Below are 19,557 nucleotides of genomic sequence, written 5' to 3'. Positions count from 1 at the left end.
TCGTGGTACGCGCGCTCAGGTTCCGTTCGTCAAGCCTTGGTTGTCGACGAGACCCAGCGACTTTCGCACAGACTCGGGCAGTTCGAGAAGCAGTCTGTAGAGCGTGTGCCCCGGCCCCAACCGGAACAGCTCGTCGTGGAGGTACGTCTCCCGGAGCAGGTTCATCGGCAGGCTGGCCAGCGGGATCTCGCCACCGCCGCGCACCACTAGCGCGACGAACTCCCGCGTCGGCGACGTCCAGGCGGAGGGGTCCGCCGTCCGGCCGGACTCGAGCACCTCCCAGGCGGTGCGCACCGACGCCGACGAGCGCTCCAGCAGCGCTGCGACCACGAGGTCCAGCCGACCCGTGCCGCGCTCACCCGACCGCGCGATCGCGGCCAGCGCCGAGAGCGGAGGTACCTCGGGATCGTCCACCAGCTCCGCCCACCGGCGCTTTGTGGCCGCAATGTCGAGCCGCCGCTCGAGCGCCGCCGACATCGTGCCGGAAGGACCGGACGCGCAGCCACACCACCGACGGGTCCGTCGCGGCCCGCCACCTCGCCCCGACGACGACGGTCGGACCGACAGCCACACCCAGCGTTGCCCCCGCCCGGCGGTGGAGCTCTCGCACAACCTTCGCGTCGCCCCCCCCCGCCGTGGACGACCAGGGCGAGGTGTGCGCCGCCGATCTGCTCGCGGACTGCTGCGAGCCGCTGGTCGAGGCGCGCGACCGCGCCGGCGTCGACCGGGAACCAGTAGCGCGGCGTCCAGCGGATCGCGGTCACGTCTAGCACCTTCTCCGCCTCGTCCAGCCGGCTCCGGGTCACGCCCGCGGCCTCAACGACCGCCACCTCGAAGGTCCGGTCGAGCGTCAGCCGCTGGGTCGCGTTGACGACCCGCTCACGGACGCCCCGCACGTCGACGGCCCACTCGGACCGCTTCTCGGCCTTGGCCTCTGCGACCGCGACCCTGGAGCCGGCGGGGTCGTAATCCTCGTCTGACCGCGGGGCAGCTTTACCTACAAACGTCCGGTCGATCGCATTACCGTCGAGGCCCTCGACGACGAGGGTGACGGGAATGGGTGAGTCGCCGCTCGCAGCCTCGAACGCGGCATTAACTTGCGCGCTCAGGGCATGCACGTTCGGCGGAAACGGCTGCCCAGGCTGGCTCTCCATCCAGCCGATGACCTGGGTGGAAAAGGCTGCCTGTCTGGCGGAGCGGTCGTACAGCGCGACCCGGCCGATTTCGGTAGCGAAGTAAAAGAACTGCTTGGCCCCGCGCGGAGTCAAGCCCTCGGGAAACGGCGTCGACGGGAGCCCACCCTTGTAGCCGAGATGCTCGAAGTGGTTGGCGCATGCGTCGAAGAAGAGCAGTTGCTGTGGGAATCCCACGCCAAGCGACGAGCCCAACAGTTGGCGGATCTTGTCGACCGCCAAGTTGGTAGGGAGTTCGTCGTCGGCGTCGGCGGTGAAGAGGGCGCGCGCACCGTGGGCGGACACACCGTGCCCGCACCAGTAGACCAGGAGCAAGTCACCGCCCTCGGTGAGCAGGTCGCGCATCGCCTGCACGAGTGCAGGTCCGTTCGGGGCGACATCAGTCACGCCGGGCAGAGCGTTGGGTTCGCTGTCCCACGAGCAACTCAGCCGCACCCGCTCAACCGGCACTCCTTGCGAGATCGCCCACCTCGCGAAGCGGATTGCGTGGTCGGCTACACCAGGAAGGCTGCGGTTCTGCCCGAACTTGTACTTCTCGAGGCCGACCGCGAGCACGCTTGTCCGGCTCGGGTCAACCACCGCTGCCCCAGGGGACAACGAACTGCTCCACTGCCTTCCACAGGGCGGGGTTGGTCCAGTAGGCGCTGTGCGAGTAGTGGAAGGGCTGGCCATTATCGACCTCAACGTCACGCGTCCGGTTGCCGAACACGCCCTCTGCGCGGTAGCTGAGGATGTCGCGCGGGTCGTAGACGTTCAGCCACGGCGGCATGTGATCGGGCAGCGGGCTTGGGTAGCTGAGTGCCGGGAATGCTCCTATTTCGTAAAGGAATGGCGTTTGCGAACCGACCGTGATCAGACCCGCGACGCTCGGCATCTTCTCGCGCGCGAGAAGGTCAGCACACATGATTCCTCCGAGAGAGTGGCCCAAGAGGTGGACCGGGCCCCGGCCGATGTCGTGGATCGCAGCCCGGAGAAATCGACGGAGTCCGCTGCCGTGGGCCAGGAACCGCAGCACGTCCCCGGCCATCGGGGCCGCCGCGTCGGTAATGCTGCCCCTGTCGCCGGTGAGCTTGCGCGTGACCATTCGCGCCGCCAGGCCCTTGACCGGGCTCAACAAGAAGTCGCCGATCCCCAGACCATCGCCCTGCAGTTGTGTGGTGAGGTCGAGAACCAGCCGGTCACGTGTCATGCCGTTCACAGCGGGTCGGCCCTCGTCGTGGGCCGCGAGCAGGGTCCAGGCGACGAGGGCCCGGGCGATGGCCCGACGGTGGTCCACCGACTCGGGTGGTGCGGTTGCTAGGGCCTGGTCCAGCTCCGGAGCCTGGCGCAGCGAAGCGACCGCGCGTGCGAGGAAGTCTTCGAGTCCGGCTTGTGCGAAGTGCTCAAGGGCGTCTATTGACGGCTCGAATTGGTCGACCGCGTGGCGGAGCGCGACTGCGGGCGGCTCTTGCCCGAACGGCAGCGGACCAGCCATCGGCCTGTGGCGCAGGAGTCGCAACTCGTACCACGGGTCGAGCTCGAGCACGCTCCACATCGTGAGCTCCTGATCCGCCTCGCTGGGCACCGAACCCCCGTGCTCGTCGTACCCAGGGATGGACGCGCCGTGGGCAGCTAGAGCCGCACCCTCGGCGTCGCCCCAATAGCAGCCTCGCACCGCGAGGTCGAGCCCGTGTCGGGCAATCTCCCGACAGATCGTCTCCATGGTGGCGGCGTACCGCGACTCGCGAACCCCCGTGCCGTGCACGAACAAGATGGTCGAGCGCACGTCGGACCCCCTAAGCTTCGGCCGCGCCGAGCGGCGGAAGCCTCCATTCTGCCCGTTTCGACACATGAGCGGAAGCCCGCAACGCGGAGTCTCTCTTCCGTTCAAGTCTACGCAAAACCGGCTCTTCCGTATTTAGAGTGCGTAGGTCCGGTTCGCCGGTTGTGACGGCGTGGCACAAGATGTAAGGGGGTCCTGGGGTGTTTCGATGACGGTTCCTACACACGTCGTCGACCAGTAGCGCAGCAGATAACAGTAGTGGCCATACGCAAGCAAACGGCTATTACCCTCTCGTAGAGTACCTAGAAAAGAGAACCCATTGACTGATGGATACATCTATTTCCATAGAGACGTAGAAGGATACGCATACTTCTATAGTGAACCGTTTTTATTGTTTAGAACCAGCGCTCCGGGGGAAGAATTGCCGTTTGTCAGCGCGGAAGCGTACGTAGGCTCTGGCAAATGGAACAACATTTCTGAAGATAGCTTCAGTAGGGCAATGATCTCAGGTGAATATCAACCTGTCGATGCGGCTGATGTTGACTCTCTTATCGTCGAAATAAACCAACGACGAAGCGGTTGACACACCCTGTTCTAGCGAAACATTCATGCGCAATTTAGGCCGCGAAAAGAATAAATCAATTGAAGCTTGCGGACGATAAACACGTAGAGCGCGTCGAGCACGATTGTGACCTCGTTCATCGAGTAGCGCGTGTTGTGGAGATCGGTCTTAAACGCCGCTAACTCATCAGTGGTGTGCGCGTCCCGATGTGCTCGATACTGCGGGGCCTGCGCCAGTTGGAATCACAATCTGCGCCGCGCTCGAACAAGCGGTTGTCTTCATAGCGCCCCTACGCCACGACAGCAGCCTGCGACCCCGCCCGTAGCGCACAGACTTCGACCATCCAGATATCTCCACTGCAGGTTACGGGGCTAGCCGTGAGCGCGAAGTACGAAGATCATCTGAGTCAGTTTTCAGCAGTTGAGGTACTGGATCGGATTTGCCTGCCCCGGTTTGAATAGGTGTTTAACGCTGCTGTTTGCGTATCGACCAGAGAGTTCGGGGTCGATTTGCCCGTTGAAACGCCAGCGTTGAGGGCCGCTTTCCGGTGCTGGCTGCCAGTCGTCGATTCTGTAAACGGCGCGAACTACGCCGTGCGAGACTGCAAACGCATACTTGGCGTCTTCTCGACGTTTGCCGATTCGCCAGGATTGGCGCGTGGCGTCGTAGAGGGCTTGTGGTGTGATGGTTGGTGTCCAGAGACCGGGGATCTTAATGAGAATTGCCGGGACCGTGATGTCGGGGGCACGAGGAGCGTTGTATCGACTCGCGATTACGTTGACACTGGCGAGTCCCCTTGAGGCGACGTCGTGCCCAAGGACCTTGTTGGTCAGCCCGAACAGTTTGTTGTCGAGGGTGGGATCGATGAGCCGCAGCGCGTCGATGACGCTAGCTTCGATCTCGTAAGCGAGGCCCTCGGTAGCCAGACCATGCCGGATGATAAAAGCCTCGACCTGCCGGTTGGCGGCATGGATCGCATTGATGAGTTCGATCTTCGAGCCTACTACATCCTCGCCGGGGGCCATCTGTGCTTGCACTGCATGCGCAAAGACTCTGTTGCCCTTGCCTTTACCTATATAGAAGACTCTGCCGTCGATCGGGTTACGGAGGGCGTAGACATACCATCCGATCTGTTCAGCCACATGCGAGCTGAAGACGTGGGGGTGGGCGACTGTTTGGTCTGACGCTGTTTGGGGCGGCTGGGGAGGTGGCTCGATGTGAGTATCGGTGTTCGAGCCAATGTCCCAACTCACGCCTGCGCGCACCTCTTCGCCGTACGCGTACGGAACGGCGTGGTGCTGGTGTACCAGCCGCATAAGCTGGGAATACCAGGAAACATACGTCGGGTCTGAACCTAACCCAGTACTCGGAATGTCTTCGAGGATGAGATCCGCGATTCGCTCCACAGTGGTGGCCTTAGTGACAGGCGTGCGTGCGATCATGAACTCATCGCCGGACGTGTAGCGAAAACTATTATCCCAATCGCGTAACTCCAGGTACCCGTCCTCGTCGATCAGGTTGTCTGCAGTGGTGACGTTGACTCGCCAATGCAGGCCGGAAGGGGAATCCCCCGGTAGGACACGCACCAGTTCGTGCCCGTTAGAGTGCAGCAAGGTGACGGCGTCCAGGATCAATATGGCGACATCGACAAGTGTGAACGAGTCATTATCTAGTTCTCGGTTTCGAGCTTCCACCTATGCGATTTTGCCCCGGTAGCGACTACTCTGCGATCCCGCGCCGAAGCGTTACGCTCTACCCGTAGCGGACGCCCGATCCGCATCGCTAACCGGATAGGCTAACCACGAATGAACGCAGCGAGGCCTCCGTCGGCTGCGCAAGCTTCTCGGCGCGCCGACGCCGAGCGAAACCGCGACAAAATCCTCGCCGCTGCCCGCTCGGCGTTCGAGGAATCCGGCAGCGACGTGTCCATGGCTGAGATCTCCCGCCGCGCCGGCGTGGGCATGGCGACCGTCTACCGCAACTTCGCCGACCGCCGCGCCCTGCTCGAGGCGCTGTACCAGGGCGAGGTCCAGGTCATCTGCGACGCAGGCGAGGACGCGCAGGGCGACACGCCTGCCGCAAGGCTCGAGTACTGGCTGCGGAGTTTCATGACGTTCGCGCTGAATAAGCGCCCATTCGCTGCGGACCTGCTGGCCCATGTCGACGGCGACGAGACGATGTTCGACACCAGCCGAGCGCGAGTGGTCGCTTCCGGCCGGCCACTGCTCATCGCTGCGCAGCACGCGCAGGAAGTCCGCGGCGACCTGTCACTGGAACAGATTCTCGATTCCGTCGTCGCGATCGCGGCCATCCCCGGAGACGCGCGCTACCGTCGGCCGATTCTCGAGACCTTCCTGGACGGCGTTCGCATCCCGACGTAGCTCCGGGGTGCAATCAAAACCTTGTCAACCGGATAGGCTATCCGCTACTTTAAGTGGAGTACCGCTCCGGTTAGCAAGTGCCTGGAAGCGGCGCCGTGAACGTCGAACGCAGGAGAACCGATGAGTGACAAGCAGATCGCAGTGGTAACCGGCGCAAACAAGGGGATCGGCCGCGAGATCGCCAAGCAGCTCGCCGAACTGGGCAACGCGGTGGTGGTCGGGGCGCGCAACGAGCAAGCCGGGGAGCAGGTCGTCGCGGAGATTTGCGCTAGTGGCGGCGAGGCGGTCGCCGTCGCCCTCGACGTCACCGATCCCGGGTCGGCTGCGGCTGCCGCCGAGACGGTGGAGAGCCTCTTCGGGCGGGTCGACGCTCTGGTCAACAACGCTGGTATCAGCCACCGGCCGGGTTCGGACTTCTCCGGTCAGCTACCTCGCTCCGCCAACGTCGACGACATCCGATTCGTGTTCGAGACCAACGTATTCGGCGTCATCAACGTGACGAGCGCCTTCCTGCCGCTGCTGCGGAAGTCGAGGGCCGCGCGCATCGTCAATGTGTCCAGCAGTGCGGGGTCGTTCGCGATGATGACGGATCCGCAGAGCTTCGAGTCGGCCCCGGTCGCACTGGGTTACGTCCCGTCCAAGACGGCGCTGACCGCGATCACCCTCCAGTACGCCAGGGATCTCGCCGCCGACAACATCCTCGTCAACGCGGTGTGCCCCGGCTTCGTCGCCACCGACCTCAACGGACACAGGGGAGTCCTGACTCCCGCTGAAGGCGCCGTCTCCGCCGTGCGAATGGCGTCGATAACGGCGGACGGACCCACCGGTACGTTCACCGATGTCAACGGTCCGGTGGCGTGGTAGGCACCCGGGCCGAGGGAGACGTGTGATGCCATCGTTCGGGATTCTGACTGCGCCGCAACAGGTTGACTACTCCGACCTACTCCAGGTGTGGCAAGAAGCCGACGGCGTACCGGCGATCGAACACATGTGGCTTTTCGACCATCTCCTGCCGATTGGGGGACCGCTCGAGGGACCCATCTTCGAAGGATGGACGCTACTCTCGGCGCTGGCCGCGGTCACCGAGAGAGTACGAATCGGAATGCTGGTGACGAGCAACCGCTTTCGTCCGCCGGCGATGCTGGCGAAGATCGCGGCGACCGTCGACGTCGTGTCCGACGGTCGGCTGGACTTCGGCATCGGCGCGGGCTCCAACCCGCGCATTCCGATAGCCCGCCGTGAGTACGAGGCAAACGGGTTGCCGTACAACAGTTTCGGTCAATCAGTGGAAGCGCTCGCCGAGGCGTGTGAAGTGATCAAACGGCTCTGGACGGAGGACAATCCGTTCGACTTCACTGGCGAGCACGTCATGTTGACCGGGGCGGTGGGCAATCCCAAGCCGCTGCAGCGTCCGCACCCACCCCTGCTGATCGGTGGGCGATCGCGGGCAACCCTGCGGGTGGTCGCACAGCATGCGGACATCTGGAACATGCCGGGCGGCGACATCGCAGAGTTGGTCGAGCGCAATGCGCTGCTCAATCGACTGTGCGACGAGGTCGGTCGCGACCCGGCGTCGATCGTACGATCGGTCGCGTTGCCGACGTCCTACGAGCATCCCGCTCAGACGCGGGCGGCTATCGCTGAGGTCGTCGACGCGGGCTTCACGCACATAGTTCTCATCCTGCCGCCGCCCTTTCCGGCGCACACAGCACTCTGGGTGGCGGACAACATCATTGGCTGAACACTAGGACAGACGCAAGTGTCAATTCAATGGCGCTCGCGTTCGCCGAGGACGTCTCGGATCTGGTTCCGGCTACTGATCCCGAGTTTGGGAAAGACCTTGTAGAGGTGTGCCGCAACGGTTCGGTGTGACACGTAGATCTGATCAGCGATCTGACGGTTGCTGAGCCCCGACGCGGCCAGGCGTGCGATTTGCATTTCCTGTGGGGTCAACTCCGCTTCTACGTCGTTCGTGGGGGTCAAATCTCCGGGCGATTGCACCCCGGCTGCCCGAAGTTCGGTGCGGGTCCGTTGCACCCACGGCTCGGCGTCGCGCGATTGGAATTCCCTGAGGGCCGCCGAAAGTTGAACCCGTGAATCGACGATCCGACGTTGCCGACGCAGCCACTGTCCGTAATTCAGTTGGGTGCGAGCGTATTCCAGCGATGCTTCGGCGCGGGCACCGTCGTGCAGTGCTGTCCGGAAGTGTTCTTCGGCGTCGATATCGTTGCCGGCCAACAATGCTCGGCTCCGATGCACCAGGGCGAGCAGATACGGGGACCCCAATGTTGCTGCCTCGGAGCCGATTTCGTCCACCAGCGTGCCAATGCTGTCGACGTTGTGGCTCGCCACTGCTGCCTCCGTCAGATCTGCAATGGCCCACCGGCGGGAGCTACGGTCCCGCGCCATCTTCGACAATTCCGTGAACGCCTCGTCGTAATCGTGTCGGATGAGAGCGAGAAGGCCGCTGGCCCAAGCCAAATCGTCGATCCAGAGCAGTGACGTGTCGACAGGGATGTGCTGACGAGCGATTGCCAGTGCGCTCTGTGCGTCGGCGGAGCGCCCGCGCCACGCATGAGCGCGCGCAAGTAGTGCTGCGGCGCTCCCCATGCTGAGAGACATGTCGCAGTCAGTTGCGATGCGCAACGCGGTTTGCGCGCTCATCGCTGCCTCGGGGAGCCTGCCTGAGATGATCTGTGCGCGCGCTGATCCGCGCAGTGCCTCGCATTCGATGCTCGGCGCCCCGCTGGTGCGTGCAACTCGAATAGCTCTGTCCCAACATTGCTGAGCCGTCGACAGATCAGAGACCGATTCGGCGGCCAAGCCCATCGACATCAGCAGCATGGTGTCGTCGTTGGCAGCGGCGTGAAGAGACGTTGCGTGCGAACGGAACTGGTGCGCGTATTTGGTGTCTTCTACGGTCGCCAACGCGACCTCAATCGCGGGTTCTTCAAGGACTTCCAGACGGTGCAGACTGTCTGCCACGAGGTGGCGATCGCCCTCGTCGAGACCGTGCATCCGACACTGTGCCGCGGCAGCGGCCACCAAGTTGACGCGTGCAAGATGCTGCTCCGGTGTGTCGGCGTCGGCGAGCCGATCTGCCAACGCCAGCAAGTCGGCGATCGCGGGCACCGCCACACCGGCGGTGACGCCGAGAGTGAAACGGGCGGTGGCGAGTTCGACGAGATCATCCAGGCCGGTGGCCAACGGTTCGGCCTCGTCGACAATGTTGATCGCCTCCGTGGTCAACCCCGCTCGACAAGCCGGTTCGATCGCGCGCACCAGGCGGCGCACGCGCCCACCCGGTGTGGTCGACAGCATCGCCGCGCGCCGCCACGCCGCGGCGGCTTCGGCGTTGGCGCCCCGCTGTCCTGCGGCGCGCGCGACGTACTCGAGTTCTGTAGCGATGACCTCGTCTCGCCCGTAAGAGGCGGCGGCCCGCTGCCAGGTGGCCTGCGCTGGGTCGCTGGTGGCTTCAGCGAGCGCGCGATGGAACGTCGAACGCTGCGATAACGTCGCTGCGCTGTACGCCACCGATCGGATCAGAGGGTGTCGCACCTTGATGACGCCGTCATCGACAGTGATCAAGCCCGTGCGTTCCAACGGGTCCAAGCAGGTCTCGGGTAGGTCGACGCGCCGTGCGGCGTCCAACACTTCTGTCAACGACGTCGCGTCGCTCGCCGAGACGAGTGCGAGCATCTGCCTGCTGGGTTCGGGTAGTACGCCGAGTTGTTCGAGGAAGATCCTTTCGATACGTCGGGTGGTTGGCAGTGGCGGCGTTCCACCCCAGAGATGGTGGTCGTCCGTCGCGGCGACGGCTTTCGCGAGCTCGGCAATGGCCAACGGGTTGCCAGCCGCCTCGTGGAGCACCCGACGCTGGGCCAGTTCACTCAACGTCGGTCCGGCTGCGAGTGCGTCGGCGAGCAGGGCCCGTGAGGCCGATTCGTCGACAGGACCCAACGTCAGACGAGGCAGAGACACGAGCCGGGCCGATTCACCGTCGAGCCCCGGGCGAGCCGCGCACAGCAAGACCGCTGCTGCCGATGAGATTCGGCGCCCGACGAACGTCAACACATGCAGAGACGAGCCGTCGAGCCAGTGCGCGTCGTCGACGATGAGCATCAGCGGACGCCGCGCCGATGCCTCCTCGATCAGCCCGAGCACCGCGACGCCGATCAGGAGCGGGTCTGACTCGACAGGTTCGCCCAGTCCGAGCGCACCGAGAAGTGCGCGCTTCTGGTGTGGCGGAAGGGATTCGGCATACCCGAGAATCGGGCGTACCAACTCGTGTACTGCGGCGTAGCCCACCTTGGTCTGGCACTGGACTCCGGCGCAGCACAGAACCGTGAACCCGTTGTCCTTGCCCCATCGTGCCGACGAGGTGAGCAGCGTCGTCTTACCGATTCCGGGATGTCCCTCGACGACGAGGGCACATCCCTGCTCTCGGGCGCAGGAAGCGGCAGTGACAATGGCCTCGAACTCTTCGACGCGACCGATCATTGATCCGGCTCGGGTAACCCCCGCCGGACCGCTCGAGCGATCAGTTCGCCGGCGTGCGTCGGTGCTGTTTCCTGTCCGCATATCCGACTGCAGGAGAGTCACAATTGGACCCTAGCATCCTGAATAGGCTATTCCAACCCAGAGGGATTGCCTCTCTACACCTACCGAAGGCGTCGACGTGTAACCGGTGTCGTCACTCGCCGAGGAACTCCACGATGTCGCGCCCCAGCGCCGCTTGGTAGGCGCCGTGGATACCGTGCGATGCACCGGGGTAGATGCGAAGAGTGCCGTGTTTGACCAGGTCGATTGCCTTGGCCGCGGAATCGTGTATGGGCACGATCTGATCGTCGTCCCCATGAGCGATCAGGATTGGTACCTGAAGGTTCTGGAGATCCTCGGTGAAGTCGGTTTCGGAGAACTGGGCAACGCAGTCGTAGGCGGCAGAGAGTCCCGCCTGCATGCCCAGACGCCAGAATTCGTCGATGAGTCCCTTGGAGACGTCCGCCCCTTCGCGATTGAAGCCATAGAACGGCAGAGCAAGGTCTTGCCAGAAGGCTGAGCGGTCGGCGAGAACGTTGGCGCGGATGTCGTCGAATGCCTCGATCGGAGTGCCCTCGGGGTTCCGTTCGGAACGCACCATGACCGGCGGTACCGCTCCGACCGTGACAATCTTGCTGACCCGACCCTGACCGTGGCGGGCTGCATAACGCACGACCTCGCCCCCTCCGGTGGAATGCCCGACGAGTGAAATATCGGTCAGGTCCAGGGCATCGACGAGTCCGGCGAGGTCTGCGGCGTAGGTATCCATGTCGTTGCCGGTCCACGTCTGCTCGGATCTGCCGTGTCCGCGACGGTCATGAGCGATTGCGCAATAGCCATGGTCGGCAAGGAGTTTCATCTCGACGTCCCACGCGTCAGCGCTCAATGGCCATCCGTGGCTGAAGATCACCGGGCGGCCCGACCCCCATTTCTTGTAGAAGATCTGGGCGCCGTCGGCAGCGGTTATGAATGGCATCTGAGTCTCCCTCACGGATGGCGGCTTTGGGAGCGAACACGATTGGTGACGCCCCAAGACCGATTCTGTTCGGGCCTTCCTGCCTGCGGTATACGTTTGTTGACTGCACAGGGGTGTAATCGCGCTGATTTACCTAACCGAAAATGTGTTATCGACCGGTGAGCAGACCGAGCGCGCAGTACCAGACGGGTCCTGCGTTGACGCGCTTCGGATATCGCCGAAGCATCCGCTTGTAATACTCGTCAGGCCGGTCGACAGTTGCGAGCAGTTCGCGGGCAAAGACCAGGTAGTCGCGGGTCTCGTCGATGCATCGCGGATTGTCGTCGCTCCCTGGGGCCTTGTGGCCGGCGACGACGAAGGCCGGCTCGAGAGCGGCGATGGTGTCAAGTGCGGCGAGCCAGGAATCGAAGCCGCCGTCAGGTGTCTCCAGGACATACTGGTGGACGCCGTTGTAGACGGAGTCTCCGGCGAGTAACAGTCGCAGATCGGGCACCCAGAGCGCGGTCGTGTCTGCAGTGTCGGTGTGGCCGAGGTCGACCGGAATCAGGTCGTGACCTTCGAGTTGCAGTCCGTCGGTAGGGAACAACTGCGCGATGACGGGAGACGGCGGAATCAGACCACCGAACACGCGGTCCCACAACTGATCTCGCCCCTCTGTTGCTTCGCCGGGCATCCGCGATAAGGGGCCGGCAGTGGTGTACACCGGCACGTCGCCGAATTCGCGGAGAAGTTCGTGCACTCCGAGCCAGTGGTCGCCGTGCGCGTGGGTGATATAGACGGCGATGAGGTTTCGTCCCGAATCACGGATCCAGTCGCGAACCCGCTCAACTTGACCATAGGTGTACGGCGCGTCGACGAGAACTGCATCCGAACTGCCTTGCACGAGTGTGACTGAGAGTGGCGAGGAGACGATGGACTCCCCGCTCGGGAGGCGCATGTCCCCGGAACGTGGCGTGCCGTCGAGAACCAAAACGTCGTATGTCAGCTCTGGCATCGCTAACACTCCTTCTGTACTGCAATTCGTCGGTATTAGGAACTGTGTAGTCGGTCAGTCAGTCTGCGTACCAGGCTCTTTCGGAATATCGCGCGCCGGGATCACGAGATTGCCCACTGATACCTGTACCGGCTGATCATTCTGATTCAGCGTGACGGTACGAACCTTGGCGATGCCGATGAGTGGATTCGATCTCGATCGGCGGACCTCGAGGACTTCACTCGTGACTCGCAGTTCGTCGCCCGGACGCACCGGTAGCGGCCACTGCAGATCATCGAATCCGGCTCCGACGACTCCTCCGGAGGGCCGGAACTCGCTGTCGACGAGCAACCGCATGGTGACTGCGGCAGTGTGCCAGCCGCTGGCGGCCAGCGTCCCGAAGACGGAATCGGTCGCACCCGCGTTGCTGAGATGGAACGGTTGAGGATCGAACTCGGCAGCGAACCGCTGGATGTCCTCCGCGGTTATCTGGATCGTCGTTGTGCCGGAAAAGCTCTGGCCCGGCGTCAGGTCTTCGAGGAACAACGTTGGCATCGAGGATCCTTCCGTGTGTCGTTTCGTCGGTCATGCGTTGCAACTCATCGCGCAGACGTCAGCGAAAGACGGAACTGCGGGCGGCGCGGGTGACGTCGTCGGCAATCACTTCGGGTGCGCCGGATTCGATGGCGTCGACGATCTGACGGGCGACATCTGCAGGATCGTTCTTCGGGACGTCGAGGCCCGACACCATGTCTGTGTCGGTGTAGCCGAGATACACCCCCACGACGTTGATGTTCTGCGGTTCGAGCTCCAAGCGCAGTGAATTCGTCGCCGACCACAGTGCGGCTTTGGAGCAGCCGTACGCCCCGGAGCCGGGTATCCACGCGAGCACCGAGGCGACATTGACAATCGTGGCGGCTTCGTCGGCCGCTACGAGTTTCGGCACAAACCCACGAGTCACACGCAGCGGGCCGAAAAAGTTGGTCTCCATGGTGGCTTCGATGTCGTCGATCGGTGACCTCAGCAGCGACTGCCCGGCGAGTAGACCTGCATTGTTGACGATGATCGTGGCATCGGCCGCCGTGTCTGCCAGGGCCGATACCGACGATTCAACTGTGACGTCGAGTGCGACGTTGGCGATCCGTGCGTCGTCGCTTGCTTCCGGTGTCCGGCTGGTTGCGTACACCTTGGCCGCTCCGCGGGCGAGCAGTTCGTCGACGATGGCCTTACCCAATCCGCGTCGTCCACCTGTCACTACGGCAGTTGCTCCGCTCACCGTTGTTGTTGTCGCCACTTCAGTCTCGCTATCGCTCGGGGGTCTCCACGGACGAGCTTGATCCAAAGTACGTCGCGACAGGTATCCGTCAGATGACTGTGCGTCGGTCCGCCACAGTCATCTGACGGATACCCGTCGCCGCCAGTATGAGCAAGGGTGGGCACAGAGTCGTTGCAGACCTCGACCAGCTCTTGGGACCAACTGTTCGACCTGACACCTCGATGAAAGGACTCCGATTCTCATGCGCGCTATCAGCCAGGACAGGCTCGGCGGACCAGAAGTGCTTACCGAGGTCGATATCGACACCCCTACTCCAGGGCTCGGCCAGATCCTCGTTCGGGTGCACGCTGCGGGCGTGAACCCCGTCGATGCGATGAACCGCGAAACCGGCATGTTCGTCGGAAACCCGCCATTCGTCCTCGGCTGGGATGTGTCGGGGACGGTCGAAAAGGTCGGACTCGGGTCGACACTGTTTGCGCCCGGAGACGAAGTGGTCGGGCTATTGCCATTTCCGCAGGGGCACGGCGCGTACGCCGAGTACGTCGTCGCGCCCACCCGTGTCTTCGTGCCGAAGCCCGCGGCACTCGACCACGTGCACGCGGCGGCATTGCCACTGGCAGGACTCACCGCGTGGCAAGCGCTGGTCGAGACGGCACACGTGGGGCAGGGGAGCAGAGTCCTGATCACCGGCGCCGCAGGTGGAGTCGGGCACTTGGCAGTCCAGATCGCCAAGGCCCGCGGCGCCTACGTCTACGCAGTGGCAGGCGCGGCAAGCGCCGACTTTCTCACCGGGTTGGGCGTCGACGAGGTGATCGATTACACGACAACAGATTTCGTTGATGTCGTCACCGATCTGGATGTGGTTTTCGACGTCATCGGACACGACTATCCGAGCAAGGCTGTGCAGGCACTCAAGCCCGGCGGCATCCTCGTATCCACTCTTCCCCAGTCATTGCCCGACGTCGCGGAATCGGCTACCGGCAAGGGAATTCGATTGGCAGGCCTGTTCGTGGAGGCCGACCGGCTCGGTATGACCGAGTTGGCGAAACTGGTATCGGAAGCGCGGTTGCAGCCTGTGGTGGCAGCCACTTTCCCGTTGGCGGACGCCGGGCAGGCACAGGCCAGTAAGGCCGGACCCGGCAAGACCGTCCTCACCGTGGTCGAGGACGATTCCTGATCAATCCCAGGCCGCCATGTGAAGCGGTAAGAGAACACCTGGGTTGCATAAGCCAAGTTAGGGTGTGTGACAATCGACGCGTGCCAAGAACAGCGTGGACGGACGATGCGTGCCCGATAGCTCGCGCCATGGGGGTGTTGGGCGAGCGGTGGTCGGTGCTCATCATCCGAGAGGCCTTGCGGGGTAGAACGCGGTTCTCGGAGTTCCGATCAGAACTCGGGATCGCGCCCGACGTCCTCAGTGCGCGGTTGGCGTCGTTGGTTGCTGCAGGGGTATTCGAGCAGGTGGAGTATCAGGAAGTCGGTGACCGTCGTCGGCAGGCCTACGAGCTGACCGAGGCCGGCCACGCGCTGAGTACTGTCATGGCCTCGCTCGCGCAGTGGGGATACAGCTATCTACCTCGGGCCGCAGACAACGGGTACCGCTTTGTCGACTCGGCAACGCAGGAACCGGTGCTGGCCAGCTTGCGTCGTCGGGGCGGAGAAATTGCCGACCCCGCAGCTGTGGCTCTGGTGCGCAAGGGGCAGTAATTCGGGCTCCTTGGTTCCGCGTCAGCGAGGCGTGGGGCATACCGCTCTGAACTAACGGGAATAGATCGACGCCTACTGGGTTTTACCTGACATGTCAGCTAATCACCTATCGGCTCGCCAGCTCGACGTCTGGCAGCGCTTACAGACCGTGACCGAGACCCTGCGACGCGAGGTTGGTCGGGGACTGAAAGACGCTGGCCTCTCCGAGCAGGAATTCACCGTGTTGGCTCATCTCGTCGAGGCCGGCGGATCTGCGCGGCCGTCGGATTGCGCACGGGAGATGGGTTGGGACTCCAGCCGACTTGCACACCAACTCGGTCGGATGGAGAAACGGGGCCTGCTCGAGCGCGGACCGGAGATCGATGGTGATGGTCGCGCGTCGACGATCTCGCTGACCGATGACGGTCGCCGCGCCCACCGAAGGGCCGTCGGACCACATCTGCGGGCGGCCAAACAGTGGTTCGGTGATGCACTCACCGACGCGCAGCTGGCCGCGCTCGGAGACGCCCTGACCGCACTGGAAACCAACGCGGCGCGAGTCGCCGCCAACACGCAAGGAGCGCAAGCATGACCACTGCAGTACACCCGGCCTGGGAATTGACCACACCGGACCTTCAGGGAAAGACAGTCGTTGTCGTCGGCGGCTCCGGGGGCGTGGGCGAAGGCGTCGTTCGGACACTGCTCGACGATGGCGCGACGGTCATCGCGACCGGCCGTGATCGCGCCCGACTCGATGAGCTGCGGGCGAACGTCGTCGACGCGGAGACCGATCAGCGGCTGCACACCGAGATTCTGGACGCGTCAGCGCCCGATCTCGACGCGCAGATCGAGGCACTCGCCACAACCTATGGAACGTTCGACGGAGTCGTCGTCGCGGTCGCGTCGTGGGGGAATCAGGGGCGCAGACCCGCACTGTCCCTCAACGACGACGAGTGGCAACACCTGCTCGATGCCAATCTGACGACCGTCTTCCGGCTCTTTCGCGGCTTTCTGCCGCACACAGCGCGCACCGGAATGATCTTGCAGCTCAACGGAATGAGTGCCGACATCCCGTTCCCCGGAGCGGCCGGTGTCGCATTGAGTGCGGCGGCGTCGAAGTCGCTGACGCGGACGATCGCCGCGGAACTGGATGGTCGTGGCCCGCGGTTCTATCAGGTGATCTTGGGCGTCGTACGGACGCGTGCGCGGCAGCGTGCAGGCGTCGACGATCCGACGTGGCTCGAGGGCGAGGAGGTCGGCGCACATGTCGCGGCGTTGGTCGTCGGGACCAGCCCCCTCTCCGACACCACGGTGCACTACCTCACGGACAAGCGTGTCGGACCGGAGGCGCACTGATGGGCACGACCGATGAGCTTCGCATCATTACTCCCGGCGACCCCGGCTACGAAGATGTTCGGCACGTCTACTCGGCCACGGGCAGTCCGGCCCGTGTGCTTCTGCCGGTCGACGCAGACCAAACGGCTCGTGCATTGGAAATCGCTGTGGGGCGGGGTGATCCGTTCGCGATCCGCAGCGGTGGGCACGGGATCAGCAGCATCGCCACCAATGACGGAGGGACCGTCATCGATCTGCGGCACCTCGATCATGTGGAGCATGTGGGTTCGGCGACGGTGGCCATCGGAGCAGGTGCGCGGTGGGGCGCTGTCGCTCGCAGCCTCTACGGCTGGGGGCTGGCCCTGACTTCCGGAGACTCAGGCGATGTCGGTGTTGGTGGCCTGGCGACCACCGGCGGAATCGGACTGCTCGGACGAGCACAAGGGTTGACGATCGACCGCATACGCGCGGCCGAGATCGTCACCGCCGACGGGCGCATCATGCGGGTGTCGCACGACGAGCAGCCCGACCTGTTCTGGGCGATCCGCGGCGCAGGCGCCAACGTCGGGATCGTCACCCGATTCGAGTTCGAGGCCGGCACCACGCCCACGGTGGCGCGGGCGGCGCTGGCGTACGACATCTCCGACGTGGCAACGTTTCTCGCCGATTGGGGACGTGAGGTCGAGACCGCTCCTCGCGAAATCTCGGCGTTCCTGTACATCGGTGCCGGTGCGCGACCATTCGCGCAAGCGACGGTCGTCTACGCCGGCGACGACGCGGCGGCGGCGACCCGCGCGCTCACACCGTTCACGGAGTTGCCCGACATCGTCGGCGCACGAGCCGAATTGGTTCCCTACCCGGCCGTCCCGCTCACCTCCGGTGCGCCGCATGTCGGCCAGCAACCCGCTGTCATGCACACGGCACTCGTCGATCATCTCGACGATGATCTCGCTGCCGACATCGGCGAACTCCTCGCATCCAACGGTGCGCAGATGATCCAGATCCGTTCTGCGGGAGGGGCGATCAACGACGTGCCTGCAGATGCCACCGCGTATGCCCACCGCCACCAGAGCTTCTCGGTCACCGCTGTCGCCGACCACGCCACCCAGGCGTTCGACGACGCGTGGGAACCGATCCGCGCTCGCCGAGACGGCATCTACCTCAGTTTCGAGTCAAACCACCGGCCAGAAGACATCGACGCTGCGTTCCCCGCGCCGACCCTCGCGCGGCTGCGCACGATCAAGCATGAGTGGGATCCCGATGGCGTGTTCACCCAGAACTTCGACGCCACGGTTCGCTGAGAAGCCTTCTCGCGCAACAGGGACGCGCGGCGGTAACGGATCGGCGAGTCCGTTGAGCGGTTCGCCTGAGCGGTGGTCGAGGTGGACAGCCGTGCAGAAGTTTGGATTCGAGATGCGCAGGCCAACAGTAGGTTTTACCGCGACCGTCGAGTTTTACGCGCCTTCGCTTTTCCGCGTGTCGGTATCGTTCCGGCCGCTTCGCGAGATGCTCGCTTGGCGGCCGCCTTCTCTTTCGCCGACCGCCTCGGTGGCGGTTCGGACGTGCCACGCGACGATGTGGCCTTGCGTCCACGCACAATCCCGATGAACTCCGCCGCCAGATCCGAAGTGGGCTGCGGCCACAGCAGTCCGACGGTGCTTGTCGGGACGTCGGTGACCGGGCGATAGTCGAGGTCGCGGCGGTGGTGCAAACGCGCCAGCGATTGCGGCACCAGCACCACCCCCATCCCGCTGGCCACGAGTTCGATCGCGTCGGCGGTCGTCTCTGGCCGATGGTCCACGGCGTTACCGGGACGTTCGGTGACGACGAGCGGTTCATCGAGGGGCCAGAGCACGTTCTCGTCGGCAAGGTCGGCCCGCGACAACTCGTCACCTGCGGTGAGCACGTTGTCCTTGCCCATCACCGCCACCGTTGTTTCTTCGTACAGCGCGATGATGTGGTGCGGACCCAGTTCGGCATGGGAGAGCGCGTCGGGCAGCCTGGTGATCGCAATGTCGACGCTGCGGTCGATAAGCGCTGCGGCGGTGTCGGCGACCGCAATCGGTACAAGGTCGAGTCGAACGTCCGGGTGGCGCTCCCCGAAAATGCGGATCCACTTCCCCGGTGTGGCACCCGGCACAAATGCGAGCCGGAAGACCACAGCACTGGACTCATCGGGATCGACGGTCGAATTCACGCCCCGAGGCTACCGGGGATACGCTGCGAGTATGAGCTCGCAGTCCATGAAGCCGGCCACCGCCGCCAAGAAGCTCGACATCTACCTTCCCGCGACACCCGACGAGTTTCGCTCCGGAACGATAACCCGGGAACAGGTGTCGGCCTGGCAGGCCGATCCGCCGCAGTGGTTGCGCGATCTGCGTGCCAACGGACCGCACCCGAAGAATCTGGTAGCCGCCAAACTCGGGATCTCCAACTCCGGGCTGGTCCGGGGCGAGGTGACCGAGGCGTTGACGACCGAGCAGATCAACGCGTTGCTCGAAGAGATGCCAGACTGGCTTGCCGCCGAGCGCACCAAGCACGTCGAGGCCCTACGCGAGGAGCGTCGGATCAAATCCTTGCAAGCCGACCGTCGGCGCGAGCGTGAGGAGCCCAGCAGCGAGGTGTGAGCCTCCGCCGGTCCGGCCGACATACACCTGGTGGTTCTCCCGCAGATGCAACCGCGCGCAGGAATAGCCGCCGATACTCACGAGACGAAGCTAGGTACCTCTTGCCTTCAGCGCAGGGCCGAACGCACCGTTTGAGTATTCAGAGGTTCCCCGAATCGTGAGGGGTGGAACCCGCACGCTCACGTTAACTCGATCCGGGCGCCAATTTTTCCATCAGTAACCATCACGTAATAAATCGGGCGTGAAC

Annotated in this window: 19 protein-coding genes; 9 read left to right on the top strand and 10 right to left on the bottom strand. The window is 63.9% G+C overall.

Going from position 1 to position 19,557, the window contains the following annotated elements; all coding sequences use genetic code 11:
- Nucleotides 1-15 precede the first annotated feature (15 nt).
- The 4 genes from A5785_RS20140 to A5785_RS23140 form a co-directional block, all read right to left on the bottom strand.
- Complete coding sequence (locus A5785_RS20140) at nt 16-207, bottom strand: hypothetical protein (RefSeq protein ID WP_064868747.1); 192 nt, start codon at nt 205-207, stop codon at nt 16-18.
- Entirely contained in the window at nt 207-1,772 is a 1,566-nt protein-coding gene (locus A5785_RS20135; RefSeq protein WP_156525539.1) for a caspase family protein, read from the bottom strand. The genes A5785_RS20140 and A5785_RS20135 overlap by 1 nt, the downstream gene beginning before the upstream one ends.
- Nucleotides 1,765-2,958 carry an alpha/beta fold hydrolase gene (locus A5785_RS20130; protein WP_082938131.1) on the bottom strand — a complete coding sequence of 398 codons (1,194 nt, stop codon included), beginning with the start codon at nt 2,956-2,958 and terminating at the stop codon, nt 1,765-1,767. The genes A5785_RS20135 and A5785_RS20130 overlap by 8 nt, the downstream gene beginning before the upstream one ends.
- Before the next feature lie 972 nt (nt 2,959-3,930).
- The gene (locus tag A5785_RS23140; RefSeq protein ID WP_156525540.1) at nt 3,931-5,211 is read right to left on the bottom strand and encodes an LEM-3-like GIY-YIG domain-containing protein; all 1,281 of its coding nucleotides are present in this window, start codon (nt 5,209-5,211) and stop codon (nt 3,931-3,933) included.
- A 111-nt stretch (nt 5,212-5,322) separates the two neighbouring features.
- Here A5785_RS23140 and A5785_RS20120 point away from each other — a divergent pair, with 111 nt between their 5' ends.
- From A5785_RS20120 to A5785_RS20110, 3 genes are all read left to right on the top strand, one after another.
- Nucleotides 5,323-5,898: a TetR/AcrR family transcriptional regulator gene (locus A5785_RS20120; protein ID WP_064868741.1), complete on the top strand. Its 576-nt coding sequence runs from the start codon at nt 5,323-5,325 to the stop codon at nt 5,896-5,898.
- A gap of 120 nt (nt 5,899-6,018) precedes the next feature.
- Nucleotides 6,019-6,762: an SDR family oxidoreductase gene (locus tag A5785_RS20115; protein WP_064868739.1), complete on the top strand. Its 744-nt coding sequence runs from the start codon at nt 6,019-6,021 to the stop codon at nt 6,760-6,762.
- 25 nt (nt 6,763-6,787) lie between these two features.
- Nucleotides 6,788-7,639 carry an LLM class flavin-dependent oxidoreductase gene (locus A5785_RS20110; protein WP_064868736.1) on the top strand — a complete coding sequence of 284 codons (852 nt, stop codon included), beginning with the start codon at nt 6,788-6,790 and terminating at the stop codon, nt 7,637-7,639.
- A 26-nt stretch (nt 7,640-7,665) separates the two neighbouring features.
- Here A5785_RS20110 and A5785_RS20105 read toward each other — a convergent pair whose 3' ends face one another.
- The 5 genes from A5785_RS20105 to A5785_RS20085 all read right to left on the bottom strand — a co-directional run bounded on the left by A5785_RS20105 (nt 7,666) and on the right by A5785_RS20085 (nt 13,662).
- On the bottom strand, nt 7,666-10,398 hold the full coding sequence (locus A5785_RS20105) for a LuxR C-terminal-related transcriptional regulator (protein WP_064868733.1): 2,733 nt from the start codon (nt 10,396-10,398) through the stop codon (nt 7,666-7,668).
- 193 nt (nt 10,399-10,591) lie between these two features.
- Nucleotides 10,592-11,413, bottom strand: coding sequence for an alpha/beta fold hydrolase (locus A5785_RS20100; protein ID WP_064868730.1), 822 nt, complete (start codon nt 11,411-11,413; stop codon nt 10,592-10,594).
- Nucleotides 11,414-11,561: 148 nt separating this feature from the next.
- A complete protein-coding gene (locus tag A5785_RS20095; protein ID WP_064868727.1) occupies nt 11,562-12,407 on the bottom strand; it encodes an MBL fold metallo-hydrolase in 846 nt (281 codons plus the stop codon).
- A 54-nt stretch (nt 12,408-12,461) separates the two neighbouring features.
- Nucleotides 12,462-12,941: a MaoC family dehydratase gene (locus tag A5785_RS20090; RefSeq protein ID WP_064868724.1), complete on the bottom strand. Its 480-nt coding sequence runs from the start codon at nt 12,939-12,941 to the stop codon at nt 12,462-12,464.
- Nucleotides 12,942-12,999: 58 nt separating this feature from the next.
- The gene (locus tag A5785_RS20085; protein WP_064868721.1) at nt 13,000-13,662 is read right to left on the bottom strand and encodes an SDR family oxidoreductase; all 663 of its coding nucleotides are present in this window, start codon (nt 13,660-13,662) and stop codon (nt 13,000-13,002) included.
- Between the two features lie 241 nt (nt 13,663-13,903).
- Here A5785_RS20085 and A5785_RS20080 point away from each other — a divergent pair, with 241 nt between their 5' ends.
- The 5 genes from A5785_RS20080 to A5785_RS20060 all read left to right on the top strand — a co-directional run bounded on the left by A5785_RS20080 (nt 13,904) and on the right by A5785_RS20060 (nt 17,984).
- Nucleotides 13,904-14,839: an NADP-dependent oxidoreductase gene (locus A5785_RS20080; protein ID WP_064868718.1), complete on the top strand. Its 936-nt coding sequence runs from the start codon at nt 13,904-13,906 to the stop codon at nt 14,837-14,839.
- An 80-nt stretch (nt 14,840-14,919) separates the two neighbouring features.
- A complete protein-coding gene (locus A5785_RS20075; protein WP_231894350.1) occupies nt 14,920-15,369 on the top strand; it encodes a winged helix-turn-helix transcriptional regulator in 450 nt (149 codons plus the stop codon).
- A gap of 91 nt (nt 15,370-15,460) precedes the next feature.
- On the top strand, nt 15,461-15,940 hold the full coding sequence (locus tag A5785_RS20070; RefSeq protein ID WP_064868712.1) for a MarR family winged helix-turn-helix transcriptional regulator: 480 nt from the start codon (nt 15,461-15,463) through the stop codon (nt 15,938-15,940).
- Complete coding sequence (locus A5785_RS20065; protein WP_064868709.1) at nt 15,937-16,704, top strand: SDR family NAD(P)-dependent oxidoreductase; 768 nt, start codon at nt 15,937-15,939, stop codon at nt 16,702-16,704. Before A5785_RS20070 ends, A5785_RS20065 begins: the two co-directional genes overlap by 4 nt.
- Nucleotides 16,704-17,984: an FAD-binding oxidoreductase gene (locus tag A5785_RS20060; protein ID WP_064868707.1), complete on the top strand. Its 1,281-nt coding sequence runs from the start codon at nt 16,704-16,706 to the stop codon at nt 17,982-17,984. The genes A5785_RS20065 and A5785_RS20060 overlap by 1 nt, the downstream gene beginning before the upstream one ends.
- 134 nt (nt 17,985-18,118) lie before the next feature.
- Here A5785_RS20060 and A5785_RS20055 read toward each other — a convergent pair whose 3' ends face one another.
- Nucleotides 18,119-18,880 (bottom strand): LysR substrate-binding domain-containing protein, encoded by a 762-nt coding sequence (locus tag A5785_RS20055; protein ID WP_064868704.1) that lies wholly within the window; start codon nt 18,878-18,880, stop codon nt 18,119-18,121.
- Nucleotides 18,881-18,926: 46 nt separating this feature from the next.
- Between A5785_RS20055 and A5785_RS20050 the strand changes: the two genes are divergently transcribed.
- Nucleotides 18,927-19,310 (top strand): DUF5997 family protein, encoded by a 384-nt coding sequence (locus tag A5785_RS20050; protein WP_064868813.1) that lies wholly within the window; start codon nt 18,927-18,929, stop codon nt 19,308-19,310.
- Nucleotides 19,311-19,557 lie beyond the last annotated feature (247 nt).

The organism is Gordonia sp. 852002-50395_SCH5434458 (genome assembly GCF_001665905.1).
GTDB lineage: Bacteria > Actinomycetota > Actinomycetes > Mycobacteriales > Mycobacteriaceae > Gordonia > Gordonia jacobaea.
This window is presented reverse-complemented; position numbering and strand designations above follow the sequence as displayed.